The organism is Aquabacterium sp., assembly GCF_036279655.1.
Lineage (GTDB): Bacteria > Pseudomonadota > Gammaproteobacteria > Burkholderiales > Burkholderiaceae_C > Aquabacterium.
Window position 1 is genome coordinate 1 of record NZ_DASUIT010000062.1, and the last position, 24291, is coordinate 24291.

Genomic DNA, 24291 nt, shown 5'->3' on the forward strand with positions numbered 1-24291 from the left:
GGGCCGTGGTGTGGTCATGTTCACGCTGGACCGCGAAATGGGCGCCTGGGTGATGACCGAAGACAATGTCCGCATCCCCGAGGACACCAAGGAGTTCGCCATCAACATGTCGAACATGCGCCACTGGGCCCCCCCGGTCAAACGCTACATCGACGAGTGCCTGCAGGGCAAGGAAGGCCCGCGCGGCAAGGACTTCAACATGCGCTGGGTGGCCTCGATGGTGGCCGACGTGCACCGCATCCTGACCCGTGGCGGCGTCTTCATGTACCCCTGGGACAAACGCGAGCCGACCAAACCCGGCAAGCTGCGCCTGATGTACGAGGCCAACCCCATGAGCTTCCTGGTGGAGCAAGCCGGCGGCATGTCCACCAACGGCCTGCAGCGCATCATGGAGCTGCAACCCACGCAACTGCACGAGCGCGTGAGCGTGGTGCTGGGCTCGAAAAACGAAGTCGAGCGTGTGACGCAATACCACCGCGAAGCACAGTGATTTTGCCGTGCTAGAATTTTGGTCTTGGACGCCGGTGTAGCTCAGTTGGTAGAGCAGCTCATTCGTAATGAGAAGGTCGAGGGTTCGATTCCTTTCACCGGCACCATATAGATCAAGTACTTAGCCTCGCATGACCTGCGGGGCTTTGTTGTTTCTGGGGTGCTTGTAGGCAATCTGTAGGCAACTTGAGCAAATGCGGGGCACTGACCCTTCAAGTTGGACAATGCACCCTGACGGCGGCACTGCTGACCGTCCCGGGCTCTCCGCCCTGACGCCAGGACGCTCCTCAGAGGGCGTCTTGGGCTAGCTGCCTGGCGTTCTCAGATAGAGCACAGGTGCGCTCTAGCAGCCTTGTTCGAGGTGCTCCGCCAGCAGCCATTTGCACACAGTTTGCACGTGGCATTTTTGGGCCAGCACAATGGACACGCCGAGCCCTCAGGCGGCGGTCTTGTGGCTTTGCCGCGCTGGTGCCCTTGGTGATGCACTTGGTGCAGCCTTGCGTGCTGCTGTGCGCGGCGCGGGCTTCTTGGGCATGGTCACCTTGATGGTGGGCGCCATGCCTGCGGTGGTGGCCATGTCCACCAGGGCATCCAGTGAGAACAAGGCGACCTTGCCGCGGGTGAGGTCAGAGATACGGGGCTGGGTGACACCAAAGAGGGCGGCGGCCTGCACCTGGGTCAAGCCCTGCACCTTGATGGCCTCTGTCAAGCTCATCATCAAGGCTGAGCGGGCGCGCAGGCTTGCGGCTTCTTGGGGGGTGTCTTCGATGGCATCCCAGACGCTGGCAAATCGTTGTTTGGTGCTCATGATGCAATTTCCTTCATCAGGTCTTTCAACCGCTTCTTGGCCAGGTCAATGTCGCGCTTGGCGGTCTGCTGTGTTTTTTTCTGAAAGCAGTGCAGCACGAACACTACATCTGCCAGTTTGGCCACGTACACCACACGAAACGTTCCAGCTTCATCCCAAATGCGCAACTCCGTGACGCCTGGCCCAATGCTGGGCATGCTCTTGGCATCATCAGGAGCCAGCCCATGTTGAACCCTGTCAAGTTGATATCCAGCCTCTCGCATGGCTGTTTGCGGGAAGGCTCTCAGGTCATCAAGGGACGAGCCTCTGAACTCGATGGGTTTCATTGATTGAATTATATTGAGTTTTGTATGTTTTGCAATGATTCATCTGGCTATCAGTTGCAGCTTGATAGGTGCTCCTTTGCCGTCAAGTTGCACTCCCGTCAGCCAAGGTTCCGGTGCACATGGACAGGCTGTAGGCATGGGCAGACGTGCGCCAGCCCCGCAGTACCATTCGGTCTATGACGACCCTCCCTGCGCCCACCGACATTAACAGCGCCGAACACTACGCGTGGGGCGATCAGTGCGATGGGTGGCACTTGCTCAAGCAAGCCGATCTCAGTGTCATTCAGGAGCGCGTGCCTCCGGGCGCGGCAGAGGTCATGCACCTGCACGCCCATGCGCGTCAGTTCTTCTATGTCCTGTCAGGCACGGCCACTCTGGAGTTTGACGGACGCCGTCAGTCCTTCACTTCGGGGCAGGGCGTGCATGTGCCGCCCGGGGTGCCTCATCGTTTTGCCAACCATGGCGAGACCGATGTGGTGTTTCTGGTCATCTCGTCGCCCTCCACCGCCGGGGACCGCATCAACCTGGTGAGCGGGCCGTGAGCGAGCCGGAGTTCATCGAGCCGACCCCGCAGGGGCGACGCAAGCTCGTCGTGATGATCGCGTGTCTGGCATTGGTGGGGTTGATGCTGGATCAATGGCTTTTTCCGGCCTGGTCCCGACACCTCCAGACCTTGCCCTTGTGCGAGCGCTCCATCCAGATGATGGGGGCGTTGAGGGCGGCGTTTTTGGTCGTACCACTGATCGTGGGGGTGTTCGCGGTGATCATTGCGCGCCAATGGTTGCGGCTGCGCCAGTTCCCCTTGCCTGGCGCCTGGGTCTGGCGCCGGACGCGCATCCAGCGTGGTCGCATCGTTCAACTCCGGGCTTATGCCTTGCTGGTGATGTCTGCGTTGGCCTGGTTGGTGCCGATCTATGTGTTCGCGGTGATGATCACGGACGAGGACATCGCCAGAGTGTGCGCGAGCCCGTCTACAGACGCGCCGATGTCACGCAACGCGCCACAATGATCCAGAACAAGACCCAGGAGTGAGACCGAATGACCGTGCTGGTACGTGAGTTTGAAGAGGCAGACAGGGAGGCGCTTCGCCAGGTGCATGTGCTCTCCCGTCGGGCCACATTCACCTGGCAGCCCCCTGAGGCGCACCAGGCATCCGATTTTGATGAGTGCACCCAGGGCGAGCGGATCCTGGTCGCGCATCGGGACGGTCAGCCCGTGGGGTTCGCGGCCATCTGGGAGGCAGAAGACTTTCTGCACAGTCTGTTTGTCCACCCCGCGTTCCTTCGACAGGGGGTGGGCAAGGCCTTGCTCGACCGTTGTGCCGATCATTTCCGGGGCACGGCCACGCTCAAGTGCGTGAAGGCCAACGTCAATGCCCAGCATTTCTACCTGTCGCAGGGCTGGACCGTCTGGAGGGAGGAGGCAGACCCGGATGGGGTTTACCTGCTGATGGCCAAGTCTTTTGATGGCAAGGCGTTGGCGCCGTGATGCTCTATGTGGAGGCGGTCTTGCTGGCCCTGGCCATGGGCGGTGCCATGGCGCTGGCCATCCATCTGCAGAACCGCAAGCTGGCGGAGATCCGTCGCCTGTTGTCGGCCGCCGAGCTGGAATTCCGGCGGATCCGTGTCGAGTCGGATCACCCGAAATTCCGTTTGAGCGGTCGCTCCGCACAGATCCTCAAGAGGGTGGAGCATGCCGCCGGGCAGGAAGTCTCACAGGTGCCTGAAGAGGTCTCCATCCACTACCATGTGCGCAATCCTCATGGCGAGTATTTCTTCATCATCATCCGCAGCGATGAGCCGCCGTTCATCAAGCACATGTCGCAGCAGTCGGCCAAGGCGGTCTTGAGGGATCGATACATACCACCGCCCGAGCCCGGCGCCTGAGTTGTCTGTGCCTGTGTGACATCTGCCTCGATATTCCGGATTTGCTGACTTTTGCTACCCATGGGGGTATGTAAAAAGCGTTATGATGCAGACGCCTCTGCAAAGAGGCCCGGCCTCTCCTCCCTGGGTCGGGGTGCTCTGTCGTGATGGCAATGACGCACATTGACCCGCCCCTCTTCGGACCGGCGGGTTTCTTTTTTTGGGCGAGGCCGCCGAGCCACAGATGGCTCGACTTTTGTCTCCAGCACTTGGACATGCTTCGGGCATCGGTTACGCTGCCTTGAGACGCTTGATCCGAGTTCGCCCAGATGGCCATACACACGCCGACTTTGCTGATGGTTCTCATCGCAGCCAGCGCCACTTACGGTGCCGCGGTGGCTTATGTGGCCTATCCCAGAGGGCGAGATCTTCTGATGTGTGCTGCGGCTCTGGGCGTGCATGGGCTGGCCATTCTGGTCCTGTCCCTGAGCGGGCATGTGCACCCCGTGGTGCCCATCTTGTTTGGCAATGCCCTGGTGGCGGTGGCCCTGGCCCTCCTGTCCGAGGGGGCCTACCTGCATCAGCCGCGCCGTCCGCCCCGCTGGCTGATCTGGCTGCCGGTGGGGGTGGTCCCTCTGGCCTTTGTGTTCCTGATGGATGACATCCGGACCCGGATCGTGATCAGCAGTGTGGTGTCCATCTTCCAGTGCGGACTGGCGCTGAAGGGCTTGTTTCTGGGGCGGCGTGAGCCTGTGGAGCGGGGGCGCTATCTGGTGATGGCGGGGGTGATGCTCACGGTCCTCAGTTTCGTTGTGCGCTTGTGGGCGGTGGCTCGGGGTGAGGTTGCCATGACCACGGTGGTGGACTCCAATGCCGTGCAGGCAGCCACCTTTCTCAACTCCATCCTGTCGGTGACACTGATCGCGATGGGTCTGATCCTGATGAACCAGGAGCGTCTGACCCAGGCGCTGGAGGGCAGTGAAGAGTTCGCGCGTGGCATCCTGGATTCGGTGTCCAGCCAGATCGCCGTGCTGGATCGCCATGGGCGCATCGTGGCGGTCAATGAGACCTGGAAGGCAGAAGCACGTGCCCGTGGTGATCCTCCCCCGTTGCCTCAGGGGCCGGGCGACAGCTATCTGGCTTGTCTGGAGGCCTGGTCGCCGGGGCTGGCAGAGAAGGCCGCAGGCGTGTCCGAGGTGCTGGCTCAGCGTCAAGCCAGCTTCAGTCTGGAATATGAGCTGTCCGGGCGCGCCGATCCGCGCTGGTTCCTGATGACGGTCAGCCAGATGCGTGCTGCTGCGGGGGGGGCAGTGGCCGTGCTCACGGACATCACCGCCAACAAGCAGGCCGAGAACTACAAGCATTTCCGCAGCGAGGTCTTGAGCCTGCTGGCGGCGGCGCAACCCCTGGACGCGGTCCTGCAGGCCATCGTGCAGGGCATCGAGCACCTGCACCCGAGCATGATCTGCAGCGTCTTGCTGCTGGACGAGCGCGGCGAGCACCTGGCACATGGCATTGCTCCGAGCCTGCCCGCCGACTACAACGCCGCGCTGGAGGGCGCGCGCATCGGCCTGGGCGTGGGCTCCTGCGGAACGGCGGCCTTCACGGGCGAGCGCGTGGTGGTGGAGGACATTTCCACCCATCCCTATTGGGTCAACTATCGCCAACTGGCGGCCCGTGCCGGTCTGGGCGCCTGCTGGTCTCAGCCCATCCAGTCCTCGACGCAGCAGGTGCTGGGCACCTTTGCCATCTATCACCATGAGCCTCATTCGCCGAGCGTGGCCGACATCGAGCTCATCGAGCAATCGGCGCGTCTGGCCAGCATCGCCATCGAGCGCAGCCGGGCCAGCGCGGCGCTCCAGAAAAGCGAGGAGAGCTATCGCTTGCTGGTGGAGGCCGCCAACGAAGGCATCTGCGTGGCGCAGGATGGCGTCATCAAGTTCGCCAACCCCAAATTGCTCGAGATCGTCGGCGTGAGCCTGAGTGAGTTGATCGACCAGTCCTTCCTGAACTTCATCGATGAGGCCGATCATGAGCTGGTGCTGGCCAACCATCGCAAACGTCTGACGGGGCTGGCCAATGATCTGAAGTACCCCATGCGCATCGTGACTCGGCACCACGGTGTCCGGTGGTGCGAGATCAGTGGCGTGCTCTTCGAGTGGCAGGGGCGACCGGCCACCCTCAACCTGCTGACCGACATCACCGAGCGCCGCCAGATGGAGGAGCGCATCCGGGAGATGGCCTACCACGACACGCTGACGCAACTGGCCAACCGGCGGCTGCTCATCGACCACCTGGGGCTGGCCATGGCCAGCCACAAGCGCAGCGGACGTTATGGCGCCCTGATCTTCATGGATCTGGACAACTTCAAGATCCTCAATGACACCCAGGGGCACCATGTGGGTGACTTGCTCCTGATGGAGGTGGCGCAGCGCCTCAGGCGCAGTGTGCGGGCCTGTGACACCGTGGCACGCTTTGGCGGTGACGAATTTGTCTTGCTGCTCAGCGATCTGCATGAGGATCTGATCACGTCTCGCACGCAGGCACAGGGCGTGGCCGAGAAGATCCGGACCACGGTGTCGGAGCACTATCGCCTGAGCGTGCCGCAGCGTGAGGGCGAGGCCGTGCTGATCGAACACGAATGCAGTGCCAGCATCGGGGTGGTCATGTTCATGGGACAGAGCGGCAGCGAGAACGAGGTGGTCAAGCAGGCGGACGCGGCCATGTACCAGGCCAAGGAGGCCGGGCGCAACACCATCCGGTTCTCTGATGTCGTGATCTAAGGGGGCGGTAGCGTTTGATGAAAACGGAGTACAAAGCGTCGCGTGCGCTATGGATGTGGCTGCTGGGTCTGGTCGTCGGGGTGGGGGGCACGTATGCCTTCTTTCGGGCGCCGGTCAGTGTCGATGGCGTGGATCACAACGGCGACGGCGTGTTGGACGAGAAGTGGACTTACTCTCCGGTGGGCGCCACCACGATCTACGAGGACGACCGCAATCTCGATGGCAAGGTGGACTATGTCGCGCGTTATGACCGGCGCGGGCAGGTCGAGCATGCTGAGGCGGATGACAATTTTGATGGCGTGTTCGAGACGCGCGCCACCTTCCTGAGGGGCAAGGTGGACGTCTCCGAGGTGGATACGGATGCCGACGGGGTGGCCGATCTGGTCTGGCGTCACCGGCACGGGGTGGTGCAGACGGCCGAATACCTCAATGTGGCCAATGGCAAGCCCTTGCGGGTCGAATATTTTCGCCTGGGCAAGGTCCAACGGGCCGAGTTGGATGCCGACCGAGACGGTGAACTCGATGCCTTCCGGATCTATGACACGGCTGGAGAGATCCTGTCGAGCGGGCCGCTGTCCGCAGGGCCACTACACTCTCGGTGATCTACTGTTGACCGAGGCCTCTCGCGGGGTCTCCACCTTGTTGTGACCACAGGCCTTTTTTCTTCTTTGCCCGGGCTGGCCGTTCAGCCGTCCAAGACCGATCCCAACCCGCTGGTGATCTACCACGGCAAGTGCCCCGATGGTTTTGGTGCCGCGCTGGCCGCATGGCTGTACTTCGAGGGGCAGGGCGAGTACCTGGGCGTGAGTCATGGCAAGGTCACCGCCCTGACCGATCTGCCTCCGCTGGACGGCCGGGCCGTCTACATCCTCGATTTCTCCTTTGACGAATCCCTGATGCAGGGCATCGACGCCGCAGCAGCCAAGCTGGTCCTGCTGGACCACCACAAGAGTGCGGCCGACAAGCTGGGGCGTTTCCAGTGCCGCTGTGGGGCGGTGCACTTCGACATGAGTCAGTCGGGCGCGATGCTGTCGTGGAAGTTCTTCTTCCCAGAGCAGCCGGTGCCCGATCTGATCCGCTATGTGCAGGACCGCGATCTGTGGACCTGGGCCTTCCCCGAGAGCGCGGCCTTCCTGTCGGCGCTGGACCTGGAGCCCAACGAGTTCCCGCGCTGGGCCGAAATCGCGGCCTTCAACCCCGCACAGTCGACCGAGTTCTGTCAACGTGGCACGGCCATGAACGAGAAGTTCATCAGCCTGTGCAAGGACATCGCGCAGGGTGCAGCGCCCTTGACTTTCAACGGTCAGCAAGGCGTGATGGTCAACTGCCCCGGCGCCTTCACCAGTGAAGTGGGCAACATGCTGTCGGCCGAATGCGGCAGCTTTGCGCTGCTGTGGAGCGTGTCCAAGGATGGTACGGTCAAGGTGGGCCTGCGGGCCGTGGCCGGGTACGACGCGATCCCCCTGGCCGAATCCATGGGCGGTGGCGGACATCCCCAGGCGTGCGGATTCCGCATGGACATGCAGCGCCTGCCCGAGTTGCTGAGCGGCGTGTTCTGGTCCACACCCCAAGCCAGCTGAGTCCGCGGGGGTGTCGATGCAGTCTCGGCCCATGGTCTTCGTGGACCTGGAAACCACCGGCGGCACGGCCACGGTGGACCGCATCACCGAAGTCGGCATCGTCGAGCTCAATGAGGACGGCGAGGTGCGGGAGTGGTCCAGCCTGGTCAACCCGCAGACGCCGATCCCCGGCTTCATCCAGGGCCTCACGGGCATCACCGACGCCATGGTGGCGCAGGCGCCCACCTTTGCCGAACTGGCCGACGAGATCCTGAGCCGTCTGCATGGCCGGCTCTTCGTGGCGCACAACGCGCGCTTTGACTACGGTTTTCTCAAGAACGAGTTCAAGCGTCTGGGGCTGGATTTCAAGGCCCCGGTGCTGTGCACCGTCAAGCTGTCGCGGCACCTGTTCCCGCAGCACCGCAAGCACAATCTGGATGCCCTGGTCGAGCGCCACCAGTTGCACATGCCCGCCCGCCACCGTGCTCTGGCCGATGCATCGGTGCTGTGGCAGTTCTGGCAGGTGCTGCAGGCCCAGGTGCCGCCGCAGCAGTTGCATCAGGCCGTGGGCGACTTGACCGGGCACAGCAGCTGGCCCATCCACCTGGATCCGGCCTTGCTGGACGAGTTGCCCGAGCGCCATGGCGTTTACCTCTTCCATGGCGACAACGATCTGCCGCTCTACATCGGCAAGGCCAACAACCTCCGGCAGCGTGTGCTGTCGCACTTCAGTGCCGATCACCGCGCAGCCAAGGAGATGAGCCTGTCGCAGCAGGTGCGGCGCATCGACTGGATCGAAGCGCCCGGCGAGATGGGGGCCCTGCTCAAGGAGGCGCAGCTCATCAAGCAGTGGCAGCCCACCCACAACCGACGCCTGCGGCGCAGCAGCGAGCTGTGTACCTGGCGCCTGCTGCCCTGGCAGCGAGGGGATGAGGCGGGTCTGAAGCCCGAACTGGCCTGGGCACGTGATCTGGACTGGGGTCGACAGCAGGAGGTCTATGGCCTGTTTGGCAGCCAGCGGGATGCGCTCAAGACCTTGCGCGAGATCGCGGAAACCTCGGGCCTGTGCCTGGTGACGCTGGGGCTGGAGAAGGCGCCCGTGGGGCGACCCTGTTTTGCCCACCAGTTGCGCCAGTGCAGCGGTGCCTGTGTCGGTCAGGAGTCTGTGGCCGACCACAGCGAGCGCTTGCGCCGCGTGCTGACCGACTGGCAGGTGCGGACCTGGCCTTACGACGGAGCCGTCAAGGTGCGCGAGGGCCAGGCCTGGCATGTGCTGGACGCCTGGGCCTACCTGGGCACGGCGCAGGACGAGGCCGGTGTGCAGGCCCTGCTGGCCGAGGGGCGGCCGACCTTTGACAAGGACACCTACAAGATCCTGGTCAGCCGGCTGCCGGGCATGGAGGTCTTGCCGGCCTGAGGCCTAGGTGGCGCGTGCGGCCACCAGGGCGGCCATGTCGGCATCCGCCGGGCAGCCTGTGGCACGCAGCCCTTCCACGACGCTGGCCTGGTTGCTGGCCGGCTGGTTCTGGCTCACCTTCCACTTGCCTTGCAGCCGGTTCACCACGATCTCGATGCCCACGACCAGGCCGATCAGCCGCTCGGTGAAGTCGGCAGGCGCGTCGGACAGGGCCCACGGATGGGCTTGCGTGGCTTCGTGCTGGGCGGTCAACGCGTCGAGTTGCGTGCGCACCCAGGCGGGATCGTCGATGACGCGCAGGCGCCCATGGGCGTGCACCACGGCGTAGTTCCAGGTGGGCACCGCGCGGCCATGCTCGGCCTTGCTCGCATACCAGTTGGGCGAGACATAGGCCTGAGGCCCCTGAAACACCACCAGCACCTCGGCACCGTCGGCCTGCTGCCACAGCGGGTTGCTGCGGGCCACATGTCCGACCAGGCTGATCTGATCGCCCGCGCGTCGGACCAGATGCAAAGGGATGTGATCGGCGCCCAGTCCGGCATCGGTCTGGGTGATCAGGGTGCCCAGAGGATGGCGGGTCATGAGCTCATGCAGGACCTCTGGGCGAGTCTCCGCGAAATGCGATGGGCAGTACAAGGTGCGCTCCGTGAATGTGGGGTGATCCCCCCCTTTGTAGAGGGGTTGTTCAGGTAAACCCCGGCATGCCAGTCTAACGAGCCCCGTTAGCCTGCGAGGCATCGCACAAGAGCTGTATGTTGGTAGACGCTGATGAAACTTTCCACCGCCGAGAATGCCGCCACCGAACAGGCCGATCGCACCGCGCTGTATGACCAGATCGAAGCCGAGTTCGAGGCCATCAAGCAGCGGTATCGCGCGAAACTGGGCCCCGAAGACGTGGCCTACATCAAGGGCCTGCGCCTCAAGTCCCGCATCGCCGAGGTCATTGGCCGTGGCCTGCTGTGGATCAGCAAAGACCCTCTGACCTTTGCGCTGGGCGTGGCCTTCACCTGGCTCCACCGCAATCTGGAGTCCATCGAGATCGGGCACAACGTGTTGCATGGGCAATACGACTCCTTCCCCGAGATCCCGCAGTTCCACTCGCGCAACTTCAAGTGGAAGGCGCCGGTGGACGAAGAAGGTTGGCGCCGTGAGCACAACGGCTTGCACCATGTGCACACCAATGTGTTTGAAAAGGACCCGGACCTCAACCACGGTATCCTGCGCATGAACGACCAGGTGCCCTGGAACAACTACCACCGCTGGCAGGTGCCGATGTACCTGTTCATCGCCTATCCCATCGTGCTGTATGGCTTCAACCAGCAGAACCTGGGGTTCCGCCAGAGCTACCGTGAGCGTCACTTCCCGACGGGCAATGTGGGCTATGCCCCGGTGCACCACCCCGAGGATGTGACCGTGAAAGATCTCAAGCGCCGCCACTGGCTGTCGGTCGGGCGTGTGCTGTTCAAGGAATACCTGCTGTTCCCGACGCTGGCCTTGCTGACGGGCTTCTCCTACTGGAAGGTGTTCCTGGGCAATATGCTGGTCGATGGGCTCAACAACTACTGGGTCTCGCTGACCATTCAGGCCACCCATTTCACGGCTCCCCTGCAGCCCGAGGATGCCCTGCGCCACAAGGGGCACTGGTACCTGACGCAACTGGACTCCTCGGTCAACTTCAAGGGCGGCCGGGCCATGAGCATCCTGTGGGGTCACCTGAACTACCAGATCGAGCACCACCTCTTTCCCGATGTGCCCTCGCGTCACTACCCGGACATGGCCCTGGAGGTGCAGGAGGTCTGCAAGAAGCATGGCCTGAACTACCAGTGCAACCCGAGCTGGGGCCGTGCGATCCGCAACTACCTGGGCGTGATGTGGAAGTACTCCTTCCCGCCCAAGGCCGCGCAGACGCCCACCGGGGAGGCTCGCCATGCTTGATCGCGCCTTGCATCACGCCAACCGCTGGGTGCTGGACCATGTTGAGCCCCAATGGGTGGACTATGTGGTCAGCAATACCATGACCGACCTGAACCGTCGGATCAACGATTTCCTGTGGACCTATGAGCTCAAGGCCCACATCGAGCAGGTGATCGACGAGGCCCCGGGGGTGAAGACCTTCGTGCTGCGCCCCAATCAACACTGGCGCGGCTTTCAGGCCGGACAACATGTGGAGCTGTGCCTGGACATCGATGGCCAGAGCGTGCGCCGGCACTACAGCGTGTCGGGCCGGCCGCGTGGGCGTTTCAGCATCACGGTCAAGCGCAAGGACGGAGGTGTGGCCTCCACCTGGATGCACGCGCATCTGCGTGCGGGCATGAGCCTGACGCTGACGCAGCCCCAGGGGCGGTTTGTCTACCAGGATCAGGTCAAGGCGCTGTTCCTGTGCGCGGGCTCGGGCATCACTCCCTGTCATTCGATGCTCACGGCGCTGCTGGCGCGCCCGGACGGCGAGCGGCCGGACCTGCAGCTCATCGCCCAGTTCCGCGACGAGGCAGACGTGATCTTCCGGCAGGATCTGCAGGCCTGGGCGCGTGCCGGCGTCAAGGTGACCACGGCCTTGAGCCGGGGGCCGGTCGCGGTGACGTCCGCCCACGCCAAGGCCCCACGGATCGATGCCGATCAACTGGCGCGCCTGTGTCCCGATGTGCGCGAACGTGATGTCTATCTCTGCGGCCCCGAGGGCTTCATGACACAGATGATCGATCACCTGCGTGGCCTGGGCGTCGATCTGGCGCGTGTGCACACGGAGCGGTTCTCGTTTGCAGACGCCACGGTCTCGTCGGCCGACACCTTCGATGCGGCGGGGGCAGAGATCTATTTCAAGAACTTCAACGCCCGCATCACCCTGGTGCCTGAGGATCAGGGCAAGACCTTGCTGCAGATCGGGCGCGACCATGGCTTGCCCATGGAGTCGGGTTGCTGCCAGGGCATGTGCGGCACCTGCAAGCTGACCCTGCACGAGGGGCAGGTCAGTGGCAATGTGCTGGGGCAGGCGGTGTACCTTTGCACCGCCTATCCCGCATCGCGAAGTGTGGTGCTGGGGGGCTGACGACCGCCCGCAACAGGCGGTTTTTTCCGGTGACATTCCTGGGCGACTTGTCGTAGACTGAAACAATACCCCCCGGTTCGAGGGGGCGGCCTGTCACGCAGGTACGCAAACGTTTCAGGAAAGGGCGCCCGATGTCGTCAGATGGCACCGATGCTCAGACGGGGATGACGGTTCTCGTGGTGGATGACACCAAGGAGAACCTCACCGTGATTGGGCAATTGCTCCGGCCATACTTCCATGTGCGGGTGGCCAATTCCGGTCAACGTGCCCTGCAGGCGGCGTGTACGGACCCGCGTCCGGACATCATCCTGCTCGATGTGATGATGCCCGACATGGATGGCTATCAGGTGCTCCAGGCGCTCAAGGAGCAGCCTCAGACGCAGGACATTCCGGTGATCTTCATCACGGCGCTGGATGCCGAGGAAGACGAAGAACATGGCCTGAGCCTGGGGGCGGTCGACTATGTGACCAAACCCATCAAACCACCGCTGCTGCTGGCGCGGGTGCGCGCTCAGCTGGAGCTCAAAAAGGCGCGCGACTGGCTCTCCCACCAGAACACCTACCTGGATGCCGAGGTCCGGCGTCGCATGGTCGAAAACGAGCTGATCAAGGACGTGAGCCTGCATGCCCTGGCCACCCTGGCGGAAAAGCGCGACAACGAGACCGGCAACCACCTGCACCGTACCCAGGCCTACATCGAGGCGCTGATGGAGCGCTTGCGTGATCACCCCCGTTTCCGTGGGGAGCTGGCCAATTTCTCGGTGCGCCAGCGCATTGCCAAAGCCGCGCCTTTGCATGACATCGGCAAGGTCGGCATCCCCGATGCGATCCTGCTCAAGCCCGGCAAGCTCACGCCTGAAGAGTTCGAGATCATGAAGACGCACGCGGCCATCGGCGCGGAGGCCATCGGGGATGCCATTGCCCAGGTTCGCTCCGCCTGGCCTCAGGCTCAGGCCCACGGTGAAGGGGGCGATCGGCCCCTGGAGTTCCTGGAAGTGGCGCGCCAGATCGCCGGTGGCCACCATGAGAAGTGGGATGGCTCTGGCTATCCCAGGGGGCTGGCCGGTGAGGCCATTCCTCTGGCAGCGCGGCTCATGGCCCTGGCGGATGTCTTTGATGCCCTGATCACGCGGCGGCACTACAAGGATGCCTTTTCGCTGGAGCGCACGGTGCAGATCATCCGTGATGGCCGTGGCACTCATTTCGATCCTGACATCGTCGATGCCTTTTTGTCCTTGACCGAAGAGTTCGTGCACATCGCCGCGCATTACGCGGATCACCCCGCCGAAGCGGCATGAGTCATGACGATGGCACAAGCCGTGGGGTGACATCGATGTCCCAACTGCGCCAGATCAAGCGCATTCGCTTTTTGCTGCTGTTCTTTGTGCCGGTGGCGGTGGCCTTGCTGGCGGGCTCACTGTTCATCTTTGGGTCTCAGTGGCAACTGCGGACCCAGCAGCAGGCCATCAATCAGCAGCAACGACTGGATCTGCAAAGCGCCACCGAGGCCATCGATCTCAGCCAGGATGTGATGGCCGTGCAGCAGGAGGTCGTTCAGGCGGTCGATTCGGCACGGGCCGGTCGCTTGGCGGTGACCGACGCCGACCTGCTACGCACCCGGATGGCGGGCCGGATGTCGGCGTTGACGCAGCGCCTGCAGCAGTTGCGCACATTGGATCCACACAGCCCGGCGGCAGAGGACCTGCAGGCGGCAGCGCAAGCCTTCACGGCGTTCCGACGCCTCCTGCTGATGAGCATCGATGTCATGAGTGTCGACTCGCTCATGGCCACGCAGTACCTGATGCAGGCCAATGCACAACACGCAGAGTTTGATCACCGCCTGCACGCCAGCAGCAAGACGGTGACCCATCATGCGCTGGCCTACAGCGCCCAGGCCGAGCAGCAACTGAAGCGCTTCAGCCGCGGCATGATCGTGGCCAATGTGGTGGGCACCGTGGTGCTGATCGGCCTGTGGCTGGTGGCGGCCAGTTCGCTGGCGCGTCGGCTCGATCGCCTGAACATCGGATTGCAGCAGTTGGCACGCGGTGATGCCGAGAAGGGTGACGAGCCGATCTTCTCGTCGCTGGGGTCGATGGCACGTCAGGAGGGCACACTCCTGGGGGACATGGCCCAGGCCGTCCTGGCTTTTCGGGATGCGCACCTGGAGCGGCTGGCGGCTCGCAAGGCGCTGGAGGTCGAGCGCAGCCATCTGGCATCCCTGATCCAGGGCATGCCGGATCTGGTCTGGCTCAAGGACGAGCGTGGCAGCTATCAGATCTTCAATCAGCGTTTCCTGGCCTATTGCGGCTTGAGTGCCGATCAGCTCAAAGGGCGCACCGATGCGGAGATCTTCAGCGCCGAGGAGGCGGCCCTCCAGCAGTCAGGTGATCGGCAGGCCACCGAGTCGGGACGGTGCGAGATGGCACCGCAGTGGCTCACCTTTGCCGACGGTCACCGCGAGCTGATCGTCACGGTCAAGATGGCCATCCATGACGACCAGGGGCGGTTGATGGGGGTCCTGGGCGTGGGGCGAGACATCACCGACCAGAGCCGCAACGAGCGGGAGTTGCTGCGCTACCGCGACGAGCTGGAGCAACTGGTGGCCGAGCGCACGGCGCGACTGGAGGAGGCCGGGCAGGCCCTGAGCCAGCAGGCACTGCAGCTGCAGGCGGCCAACGACGAGCTCAACACCATCTTCAACACGGCCACCGTGGGCATCGTGCTCCTGAAGAATCGCATGGTCCTGCGCTGCAACCGGCGCACCGAGGAGATCTTTGGCTACCAGGAAAGAGAGTTGCTTCACCACTCCACTCGACCCTGGTATGCCAGCGACGAGGCATTTGCGCATGTGGGCGAGGTCATCAACGAGGCCTTTCGCACCGGAGAGACCTTCGCGCTGGAGTCCGAGATGGTCCGCAAGGATGGCTCGCGCTTCTGGGCACGGATCACCGGGGCGCGCTTCAACACCACGACCGTCCAGGACGCGATCATCGGGCTGGTGGAGGACGTCACCAACGAACATCGGGCCGCCGACGAGTTGCGTCAGGCCAAGGAGATGGCGGACGGCGCCAACCGGGCCAAGAGCGCGTTTCTGGCCAATATGAGCCATGAGATCCGCACGCCCATGAATGCCATCATCGGTCTGACTCACCTGCTGCGCCGAGACGCCACCACGGACCGGCAGCGCACGCAGTTGCAGAAGGTGGCCGATGCCGCCATGCACCTGCTCAACATCATCAACGACATCCTGGATTTCTCCAAGATCGAAGCTGGGAAGATGGTGCTCGATCCCACTGATTTCAGTGTCGAGCATGTGGTGGCCAATGCCTTCTCGCTCACGGCGGAGCGGGCCGAAGCCAAGGGGCTGGAGATGGTGGCCGACATCAGTGCCTTGCCGCCCATGCTGCATGGCGATGGCAACCGCCTGGGGCAGGTCCTGCTCAACTTCATGAGCAATGCCGTCAAGTTCACCGAGAAGGGCTATGTCAAGTTGCAAGGCTCGATCGTGCGTCGAGAGGGCTCTCAGGTGTGGGTGCGGTTCGAGGTCCGAGATACGGGCATCGGCCTGACCCCGGAGCAGCAGAGCAAGCTGTTTGCCGCTTTCCAGCAGGCCGATGTCTCGACCACGCGAACCTACGGTGGCACGGGTCTGGGTCTGGCCATTTGCCGCCGGGTGGCCGAATTGCTCGGTGGCCGGGTGGGCCTGCTCAGCGAGCCCGGGCAGGGCAGCACCTTCTGGGTTGAAGCGCCTTTCAGCCTGGAGGTGTCCGAACGCGCCTCGCGGGAGCAGGCCGCCTTGCCGCAGGGCACGCGGGTGCTGGTGGTCGACGACGTCGAGGACGCGCGGGCCTTGCTGGCCGACATGCTCACCGCGCAGGGCGCGCGCGCCGATGCGGTGGTATCGGGTGAGCAGGCGCTGGAGCAGGTGGCCGAGGCCGATGCGATCGGGGACCCCTACCAGATCGTGTTCTCGGACTGGCAGATGGCGGGCCTCAATGGCACGCAGACCTGCATGGCCATCCGGCAGTTGCCCCTGAGGCTGCAGCCGGTGTGCATTCTGGTCAGTGGCAGCAGCGGCTGCTCTCGCGATGATCAGGAGAACCCCTGTTTTGCTGCCTACATCTCCAAGCCGGTGATGCCCACGGTGCTGGCCGATGTGATTGATCGCGCCTGGGGCAAGGCTCGTCTGGAGGCCGCGATCCACGCCGAGCCTCCCGGTTCACTGACCTTTGTGCCGGGCAAGCGTTTGCTGCTGGCCGAAGACAATGAGCTCAATCAGGATGTGGCTCTGGAGTTGCTGCACGACCTGGGCTTCGTGGTGGATCTGGCCCGCGATGGTGTGCAGGCTGTGGAGCTGGCCCAGGCGGGGCGCTATGACCTCATCCTCATGGACATCCAGATGCCGCGCATGGATGGCATGGAGGCCACGCGACACATCCGGGCCTTGCCGGCTTATGCGCACACGCCCATCCTGGCGATGACGGCCAATGCCTTTGCCGAGGACCGGGCGCAAGCCCTGGCGGCGGGCATGAACGACCACATTGCCAAGCCAGTGGATCCGGATCTGCTGAGCCAGGCGCTGGGGCGCTGGCTGCCCGAGGCCGTGGCCAGGCAGGGTGGGCTGCCTTCGGCGGCGCGCACCGACGAGGCCGTTCGGCGGCAACTGGATCAGGTCAAGGGGCTGAATGTCGAGCTGGGCCTGCGCGCGGTGCGGGGGCAGGCCTTGCGGCTGGCCGATCTCCTGCGGCGGTTTGCGGTCGACCATGCCGACGAGGTGGATCGCATCCGCCAGGAGCTGTCCCGGGAGGATCCTTCCGTGGTCCTGAGGCGCGTCCATACCCTCAAGGGGGTGGCCGGCACGCTGGGCTTGACGGACATCCAGGCCTTGTCACAGGACGCAGAGCGCTGCATCCGCCAGGCCGGTCACGGCAGCGAACTCGAGGTGTTGCTTCAGCGCATCGAGTCGGCCCTGGCCGTGTCGACCGCGTCCGTGCTTCAGGTGTTGGCCTCGCACCTGGGTGTTCAGGCGCAGGAGATCGACCGGGCCGCGCTCCGGGAGTCCCTGCTGTCCTTGCGCGCCCAGTTGCGCGCCGATGATCTGGATGCGGCGGAGACCTATGCGGGCATGCAGCATGCCCTGGAGCAGGCCTTCCCGATGCAGAACAAGGCATTGAGCCAGGCGATGGATGATTTTGCCTATGCCGACGCCATGGTGGCGGTGGACGCCATGCTGGCGGATCGGCGCGCCTCCTAGTTCAGCCGGAATGCACATGGCGCTGCTAAGCTTGCGGCCCATGACGCATCTCCACTCGATTCGACACCTGGCCTGCCTGGCTGTGACGCTGGGCGCCTTGGCCCATGCGCAAGCCGACGAGACTCCCGTGGATCTCAAGCCAGTGAAGACCCATTGGCGACTGACGGACGAGACCTACCGTTTGCCCGAGGGCGAGCGCATGAGCATGGCGGGCGCGAGCATGCTGTTCGACGTCAGCGAGCGCTTCCGCATGGGCGTGGCCTCGTACGGGGCGGTGCGCGGCGAGCGGGGCGGCTTCATCACCCTGGGTGTGGCTGGTGAATGGCGCCACTCTCTGACGGAAGACTGGGACGTGCATGGCGGCCTGTTCGTGGGGGCCGGTGGTGGCCGCGGGGGCTATACCCTGGCGGGAGGTGGCCTGATGTTGCGCGCCGATGCGGGCCTGTCCTATGCCCTGGGGTCCTGGGGGCGTGCGGGCGTGGGCGTCAGCCATGTGTCCTTCCCTTCGGGCGTGGTGCGCAGCACCCAACCTTACCTGATGGTCGAGCACAGTTTCCACAGCCTGATCGAGTCGGGCTGGCTGCGGGTGGCGCGGGATGAGCGCCCTGGCCTGAGCGGTGCGCCGGGCGTGCGCGAGCAGGAGTTCGCGGTGGTGGCCCGCAGCTATGACATTGCCGATTCAGCCGTGCAGGACGATGGACTGCCGCAGCATCCCCGCATGCAGTTGCTGGGCTTCGAGTGGCTGAGCTATGTCGATGAGCATCGCTTCCTCAAGCTCGAAGCCAGTGGCGCCATGGGTGGCCGCAGCGATGGCTACATGCAGATCATGGCAGGCGCAGGTTACCGTTGGAAGGTGAGCCCGGGCCTGTCGCTCAAGCTCCATGGCGCCATCGGCGCTGCGGGTGGCGGCCGTGTCGATACGGGCGGTGGCGTGCTGCTGGAAGGTGGGGTCTCCGTGCGGCAGGCCATCACGCAGCGCACCGGGCTGGAGCTGACGCTCAGCGAGATCGGCTCGCCCTCTCAGAGCTTCCGTGCCCACAGCCTGGGCTTCAAGGTGACACATCAGTTCGGTCTGCCCGAGGTCGGTGAACATGGCTGGTCGACCGGTGCCCTGTCGGCCTTCGAACCCCAGCACCTGCGCCTGCGGGTGAGCAGTCAGACCTATTTCGAGGCGGCGCCCAACTGGCGTCGCACCTTCCAGGACACGCCGGTGAGCAATCTGGGCGTGCAGCTGGACTACTTCGTGACCCCGAACTGGTTCCTCAGTGGGCAGGGATTGGCGGCCTATGAAGGCAAGGCCGGGGCCTACATGATTGGTCTGGTCGGTGGAGGTGGCCGTCTGTCGCTGGGCGGCCCCTGGTTCGCCGAAGGTGAGGCGCTGGTGGGCGCGGCCGGCGGCGGAGGGCTGTCGGTGGGTGGTGGCGTGGTCGGGCAGTTCAATGCCTCGCTGGGCTACCAGTGGAGCAAGGCCTTCTCGCTGATGGCCACCGCCGGCCATCTGGTGGCCCCTCGTGGCGATCTGCGGGCCCACGTGGCGGGCCTGAGCATGGCGTATCAGTTCACGGGCCTGCTGGCGCGTTGACGTCGCCACGCCTGGGGGCGTGCTGATCCGGCAGCAGAAATGCCAGCACCTGGGCGGCGGTTTCTTCGGGACGCTCCTGCATGAAGCAGTGCCCGCCTGGCACCTGCTGCACCTGGACCTTGGGGTTGGTGTCGGCCCATTGCCGGGCCGAGCTGATCACGAAGGGGAAGGTGTGCTCCGCATGCATCAGCAAGGTGGGTGTGCGCACATGCCGCAGGGCCGACCACAGGCCCGTGGGCGCGGAGCTGAAGATCTCCGCTTCTCGTGAGGGCCGGCACTTGAGCTCGACCCCACCGTCGGCGGCGTCCCTCAAGGCGTGCTCGGTGAAGTGGCGCAGGGCGTCGTCGGTCCACCCCTTGTAGGTGCCTCGTCCGTGCAAGGCCTCAAAGGCGGTCTGGCGATCGGGCCAGTGGTGGCGACGCCGGGCCGCACTGCGTGCCAGTGGACTCTGGCGGCTCAGGCCCACGGTCTCAGCCAGGGTGATGCCCAGGGCCATGGACGCAGAAAAAATCACCGGATCGAGCACCACCGCCCGGGTGAAGCGGCGCGGGTGCTCGGCCATGGCCAGGCAGGTCAGCACGCCGCCAAAGCTGTGCCCCAGGGCATGGCAGGGCACCTGGCCAAAAAGGGGCAGGTGGGCCTCGAAGGCCTGCATGGCCAGCTCGGCATTGCGGTTCCAGCCCAGAAAGGGGCCGCCATGGTCGCTGTCGCCGTGGCCCTGGACGTCGCACAACCACAGATCCAGGTGCCTGGACAGGGGTTTGAGCATGGCCTCGTAGACGCGGCCGCAAAAACCATTGCCATGCAGGACATGGAGCAGGGGCTTGCCGGAAGGGGGGGAATGCCAGCCGCGCAGGGTGAAACCAGCGCCGGTGTCGTGAGCCCAGGAAATCAGACGCATATTGAAAAGGGGGACTGCCAGATGCTCTACCATCCTGCCATGAAAAGACAAAACGCCACCGCGCAGGCGGTGACAAGACCGGGTGGCGCCGTGCGGCGCTGCATGAATATCGCCTGTTGGCTGGTGAGTGCGGCCCTGCTGGGCGCATGTGGCAAGCAGGGCGCCGCCCCTGATGCGGCCGCCAGCCGGGCCAGCCAGGCCCAGGCCCGCCCCTCGATCACGGTGCAGACCGTGACGCCCCAGACCCGCTTGTGGCCGGTGTCCGTGAGCGCGCACGGGTCGATCGCCCCCTGGCAAGAGACCCTCATCGGCGCCGAGGTCGGTGGCCTGCGCGTGATGGATGTGCTGGTCAATGTGGGCGACACGGTGCAGCAGGGCCAGGTGCTGGCGCTGCTGCGCACGGATGCACTGCAGTCCGATCTGGCGGCCGCCAGGGCCAGCTGGACCCAGGCGCTGGCCTTGCTGGCCGAAGCGCGGGCCAACGCGGATCGTGCGCGCCAGTTGCAATCCAGTGATGCCATCAGCAGCCAGGAGGCACAGCGCGCCCTGACCGCCGAGCAGACCGCCCAGGCCCAGGTCGATGCACTCAAGGCCCAGATGGCGGCCACCGAGTTGCGCGTGTCCCAGAGCCGCGTGGTGGCGACGGACAGCGGTGTGATCTCCGCCCGTCTGGCCACGGTCGGGGCGGTGGTGCAACCCGGACAGGAGCTTTTCCGCCTGATCCGTCAGCAGCGACTGGAATGGCGTGCCGAGGTGCCGGCCACGGATCTGCATCGCCTGCGGGCCGGGCAGCAGGCCCGGGTGCTGGGTCCTTCCGGTCAGAGCGTCACGGCACGTGTCCGCATGGTGGCTCCCACGGTGGATGCCGCCACGCGCAATGGCCTGGTCTATGTGGACTTGCCGGTGGCGGCGGCCCAGGCCGCAGGTCTGCGTTCGGGCATGTTCTCCGGCGGTCAGTTCGATGTCGGTCAGGTCCAGGGCCTGACCCTGCCTCAGACCGCGGTGCTGTTGCGAGACGGCTTCAGCTATGTGTTCACCGTGGGGGCGGGCAACAAGGTCATGCAGGTCAAGGTGAGCACCGGGCGGCGCGTGGGTGATCGTGTCGAGATCACCCAGGGATTGAGCGCAGACACTCGCGTCGTGGCCTCGGGCGTGGGCTTCCTGGACGAAGGGGACACCGTGCGCGTCGTCCAGGGTGCGGCGCCAGCCAGCGCGCCGGCCTCGGCACGCTGAGCGGGGACTCTGCCATGAACGTGTCCTCCTGGTCCATCCGGAATCCCATTCCGGCCGTGATGCTCTTCATCATGCTGACCCTGGTCGGCCTGTTCGGCTTTGCCAGGATGAAGATCCAGAACTTCCCCGACATCGACCTGCCCATGGTGACGGTGTCGGCCAGCCTGCCGGGTGCCTCACCCGCGCAGATGGAAACGGAGGTGGCCCGCAAGCTGGAAAACGCCGTGGCCACGCTGCAGGGCGTCAAGCACATCTACACCAAGGTGCAGGACGGCATCGTCGTGGTGACCGTGGAGTTCCGGCTGGAAAAGCCCACGCAGGAGGCGGTGGACGATGTGCGCGATGCGATTTCGCGCGTGCGTTCGGACCTGCCAGCCGATCTGCGTGATCCGGCGGTGTCCAAGGTCAATTTCTCGGGCACCCCCATCCTGACCTACACCGTGGCCTCGGATCGCCTGGACGACGAGGCCTTGTCCTGGTTTGTGGATCACACGGTGACCAAGAAGATCCTGGCGGTCAGGGGGGTGGGTGCGGTGGCCCGCGTGGGCGGCGTCACACGCGAGGTGCAGGTGACGCTGGATCCGGCACGCCTGCTGGCGCTCAATGCCTCGGCCGTGGACATCTCCCGTCAGCTGCGTCAGGTCCAGCAAGAGGCTTCGGGTGGCCGTGTCAATCTGGGCGGGGGCGAGCAGTCGGTGCGCACCATCGCCACCGTGCAGTCCGCGCAAGAGCTGGCGGCCATGGAGATCGCCCTGTCCGACGGGCGGCGCATCCGCCTGGACCAGGTGGCCACCGTCAAGGACACCGTGGCTGAGCAGCGTTCGGCAGCCTTGATCGATGGCAAGCCGGCGGTCGCCTTTGAAGTCATGCGTGCCTTGCGCGCGGGTGAGGTCGAGGTGGCCGATGGCGTTCGCCAGGTGCTGGACCAATTGCGCGCGGAACGCCCGGACATCCAGATCGTCGAGGCCTTCAATTTCGTCACGCCCGTCGAGGAGAACTACGACGGCTCGATGATGCTGCTCTACGAGGGCGCCGTGCTGGCGGTGATCGTGGTGTGGTTCTTCCTGCGGGACTGGCGGGCCACGCTGGTGGCAGCTGCAGCCTTGCCCCTGTCGGTGATCCCGGCCTTCGGGGTGATGTACTTCTTTGGTTTCTCGATCAACATCGTCACCCTGCTGTCGATGTCGCTGGTGGTGGGCATCCTGGTGGACGATGCCATCGTGGAGATCGAGAACATCATGCGCCACCTGCGCATGGGCAAGCCCCCGCTGCAGGCCGCCATGGAGGCGGCCGACGAGATCGGGCTGGCGGTGATTGCCACCACCTTCACCCTGATTGCCGTGTTCCTGCCCACGGCCTTCATGAGCGGAGTGGCGGGCAAGTTCTTCGTGCAGTTCGGCTGGACGGCGGCCATCGCGGTGTTCTTCTCGCTGGTGGTGGCGCGCATGCTCACGCCCATGATGGCGGCCTACCTGCTCAAGCCGGTGCTGAGCGATCACCCTGATCCGACCTGGATGCGCTGGTACCTGGGCTGGGCTCGCTGGTGTCTCAAGTACCGCTGGTGGACCTTGCTGGTCACAGGGGGCTTCAGCGTGGGATCGCTCATGCTGGCAGGCTTGCTGCCCACCGGTTTCGTGCCGCCTGATGACCTGTCACAGACCCAGGTGACCGTCACCTTGCCGCCGGGCAGCACCTTCCAGCAGACCCATGCGCTGGCGGAAAAGGCGCGGCTCCTGGTCAAGCGCAACCCGCATGTCAAGCTGGTCTACACCGCCATTGGCGGAGGCAGCGCGGGCAGCGATCCTTTCGCTCCCAAAGGCGCGGCCGAAGTGCGTGTGGCCACGTTGACCCTCAATCTGACCCACCGCACCGAGCGCCCCGGCATCAAGAAGCAGGACATCGAAGGACAGTTGCGCGAGCTGCTGGTCGATCTGCCCGGTGCCCGGGTCAAGGTCGGGTTTGGCGGTTCGGCAGAGAAGTTTGTCCTGGTCCTGGCCGGTGAGGACGGTCAGGCCTTGAGTGCCCATGCGCTCAAGGTGGGGCGTGAGTTGCGGACCATCCCCGGCATCGGTGGGGTGACGTCCACTTCCAGCCTGGTGCGACCTGAACTGGTCGTGCGACCGGATGCGGCACGTGCGGCCGACCTGGGCGTGACCACGGCCGCCATCGCCGACACCCTGCGTGTGGCCACCCTGGGTGATTACGACCAGGCTTTGCCCAAGCTCAACCTGTCACAGCGGCAGGTACCGGTGGTGGTGCGTCTGCCCGAATCGGCGCGGGGTGATCTGGATCTGATCTCGCGCCTGCCCGTGCCGGGCAGCCATGGCCCCGTGCCCCTGTCGAATGTGGCGACCCTGGCCATGGACAGTGGGCCGGCTCAGATCGACCGCTACGATCGTCAGCGCAACATCAACTTCGAGATCGAGCTCAACCAGCAGCCGCTGGGCGATGTCGAGAAGGCCGCCATGGCCCTGCCCAGCCTGCGGAACCTGCCGCCGGGCATCATCCGCAGCACGGTGGGCGATGCCGAGGCCATGGCCGATCTGTTCGCCAGCTTCGGTCTGGCCATGCTGACCGGGGTGGCCTGCATCTACATCGTGCTGGTGCTGCTCTTCAAGGGATTCGTGCAGCCCGTGACCATCCTGGCGGCGTTGGTGCTGTCCATTCCGGGGGCCTTCCTGGCGCTGTTCATCACCCAGACGGCGCTGTCCATGCCCTCCATGATCGGCCTGATCATGCTGATGGGCATTGCGACCAAGAACTCCATCCTGCTGGTCGACTATGTGCTGATCGCTCGCCATGACCATGGCCTGTCACGCTGGGATGCGGTGATCGATGCCTGCCACAAGCGCGCACGGCCCATCATCATGACGACCATCGCCATGGGGGCGGGCATGGTGCCCATCGCCCTGGGCATCGGAGTGGACCCGAGCTTCCGCTCGCCCATGGCGATCGTGGTCATCGGTGGGTTGATCACCTCGACGTTCCTGAGTCTGTTGGTGATCCCGGTGGTCTTCACTTTCGTGGA

20 protein-coding genes and 1 tRNA gene are annotated in these 24291 nt (G+C 64.6%); 17 read left to right on the forward strand and 4 right to left on the reverse strand.

The features are described 5' to 3' along the window. Together VFW84_RS07580 and VFW84_RS07585 are read left to right on the forward strand one after the other, a co-directional pair. Window positions 1-490 (forward strand): class 1 fructose-bisphosphatase (locus VFW84_RS07580; protein ID WP_329679842.1); only part of this gene is annotated, 490 nt, incomplete at its 5' end. A gap of 30 nt (window positions 491-520) precedes the next feature. Continuing rightward, window positions 521-596, forward strand: a tRNA-Thr gene (locus VFW84_RS07585). Window positions 597-925: 329 nt separating this feature from the next. Here the strand turns inward: VFW84_RS07585 and VFW84_RS07590 are convergent. Together VFW84_RS07590 and VFW84_RS07595 are read right to left on the reverse strand one after the other, a co-directional pair. Beyond that, the gene (locus tag VFW84_RS07590; RefSeq protein ID WP_329679843.1) at window positions 926-1297 is read right to left on the reverse strand and encodes a helix-turn-helix domain-containing protein; all 372 of its coding nucleotides are present in this window, start codon (window positions 1295-1297) and stop codon (window positions 926-928) included. Next, window positions 1294-1623, reverse strand: a complete 330-nt coding sequence (locus tag VFW84_RS07595; RefSeq protein WP_329679844.1) for a type II toxin-antitoxin system RelE/ParE family toxin — start codon at window positions 1621-1623, stop codon at window positions 1294-1296. The genes VFW84_RS07590 and VFW84_RS07595 overlap by 4 nt, the downstream gene beginning before the upstream one ends. Before the next feature lie 176 nt (window positions 1624-1799). On the opposite strand from VFW84_RS07595, the gene VFW84_RS07600 reads away from it, so the two are divergent. The 8 genes from VFW84_RS07600 to VFW84_RS07635 all read left to right on the forward strand — a co-directional run bounded on the left by VFW84_RS07600 (window position 1800) and on the right by VFW84_RS07635 (window position 9247). Beyond that, complete coding sequence (locus VFW84_RS07600) at window positions 1800-2165, forward strand: cupin domain-containing protein (RefSeq protein WP_329679845.1); 366 nt, start codon at window positions 1800-1802, stop codon at window positions 2163-2165. Next, on the forward strand, window positions 2162-2632 hold the full coding sequence (locus VFW84_RS07605; protein ID WP_329679846.1) for a hypothetical protein: 471 nt from the start codon (window positions 2162-2164) through the stop codon (window positions 2630-2632). Before VFW84_RS07600 ends, VFW84_RS07605 begins: the two co-directional genes overlap by 4 nt. A 29-nt stretch (window positions 2633-2661) precedes the next feature. After that, a complete protein-coding gene (locus tag VFW84_RS07610) occupies window positions 2662-3111 on the forward strand; it encodes a GNAT family N-acetyltransferase (protein ID WP_329679847.1) in 450 nt (149 codons plus the stop codon). After that, the gene (locus VFW84_RS07615; RefSeq protein WP_329679848.1) at window positions 3108-3509 is read left to right on the forward strand and encodes a hypothetical protein; all 402 of its coding nucleotides are present in this window, start codon (window positions 3108-3110) and stop codon (window positions 3507-3509) included. The genes VFW84_RS07610 and VFW84_RS07615 overlap by 4 nt, the downstream gene beginning before the upstream one ends. A gap of 335 nt (window positions 3510-3844) precedes the next feature. Beyond that, complete coding sequence (locus VFW84_RS07620) at window positions 3845-6271, forward strand: diguanylate cyclase (RefSeq protein WP_329679849.1); 2427 nt, start codon at window positions 3845-3847, stop codon at window positions 6269-6271. A gap of 17 nt (window positions 6272-6288) precedes the next feature. Further along, a complete protein-coding gene (locus VFW84_RS07625) occupies window positions 6289-6873 on the forward strand; it encodes a hypothetical protein (protein ID WP_329679850.1) in 585 nt (194 codons plus the stop codon). A gap of 42 nt (window positions 6874-6915) precedes the next feature. Continuing rightward, entirely contained in the window at window positions 6916-7851 is a 936-nt protein-coding gene (locus tag VFW84_RS07630) for a DHH family phosphoesterase (RefSeq protein ID WP_329679851.1), read from the forward strand. Between the two features lie 31 nt (window positions 7852-7882). Further along, window positions 7883-9247, forward strand: coding sequence for a 3'-5' exonuclease family protein (locus tag VFW84_RS07635; protein ID WP_329679852.1), 1365 nt, complete (start codon window positions 7883-7885; stop codon window positions 9245-9247). Window positions 9248-9250: 3 nt separating this feature from the next. Here VFW84_RS07635 and VFW84_RS07640 read toward each other — a convergent pair whose 3' ends face one another. After that, window positions 9251-9883, reverse strand: coding sequence for an FMN-binding negative transcriptional regulator (locus VFW84_RS07640; RefSeq protein ID WP_329679853.1), 633 nt, complete (start codon window positions 9881-9883; stop codon window positions 9251-9253). Between the two features lie 132 nt (window positions 9884-10015). Between VFW84_RS07640 and VFW84_RS07645 the strand changes: the two genes are divergently transcribed. The 5 genes from VFW84_RS07645 (at window position 10016) to VFW84_RS07665 (ending at window position 19129) form a co-directional block, all read left to right on the forward strand. Further along, entirely contained in the window at window positions 10016-11182 is a 1167-nt protein-coding gene (locus tag VFW84_RS07645) for an acyl-CoA desaturase (RefSeq protein ID WP_329679854.1), read from the forward strand. Next, a complete protein-coding gene (locus VFW84_RS07650; protein WP_329679855.1) occupies window positions 11175-12293 on the forward strand; it encodes an iron-sulfur cluster-binding domain-containing protein in 1119 nt (372 codons plus the stop codon). The genes VFW84_RS07645 and VFW84_RS07650 overlap by 8 nt, the downstream gene beginning before the upstream one ends. 164 nt (window positions 12294-12457) lie before the next feature. Beyond that, on the forward strand, window positions 12458-13591 hold the full coding sequence (locus tag VFW84_RS07655; protein ID WP_329679856.1) for a two-component system response regulator: 1134 nt from the start codon (window positions 12458-12460) through the stop codon (window positions 13589-13591). A gap of 35 nt (window positions 13592-13626) precedes the next feature. Then, window positions 13627-17547 carry a response regulator gene (locus VFW84_RS07660; RefSeq protein WP_329679857.1) on the forward strand — a complete coding sequence of 1307 codons (3921 nt, stop codon included), beginning with the start codon at window positions 13627-13629 and terminating at the stop codon, window positions 17545-17547. A gap of 40 nt (window positions 17548-17587) precedes the next feature. Then, window positions 17588-19129 (forward strand): hypothetical protein, encoded by a 1542-nt coding sequence (locus VFW84_RS07665; RefSeq protein ID WP_329679858.1) that lies wholly within the window; start codon window positions 17588-17590, stop codon window positions 19127-19129. Here the strand turns inward: VFW84_RS07665 and VFW84_RS07670 are convergent. Continuing rightward, on the reverse strand, window positions 19107-20030 hold the full coding sequence (locus VFW84_RS07670) for an alpha/beta hydrolase (RefSeq protein WP_329679859.1): 924 nt from the start codon (window positions 20028-20030) through the stop codon (window positions 19107-19109). The genes VFW84_RS07665 and VFW84_RS07670 overlap by 23 nt on opposite strands. A gap of 102 nt (window positions 20031-20132) precedes the next feature. Between VFW84_RS07670 and VFW84_RS07675 the strand changes: the two genes are divergently transcribed. Further along, window positions 20133-21263: an efflux RND transporter periplasmic adaptor subunit gene (locus tag VFW84_RS07675; RefSeq protein ID WP_329679860.1), complete on the forward strand. Its 1131-nt coding sequence runs from the start codon at window positions 20133-20135 to the stop codon at window positions 21261-21263. 14 nt (window positions 21264-21277) lie between these two features. After that, a partial coding sequence (locus tag VFW84_RS07680) for an efflux RND transporter permease subunit (protein ID WP_329679861.1) occupies window positions 21278-24291 on the forward strand: 3014 nt, incomplete at its 3' end.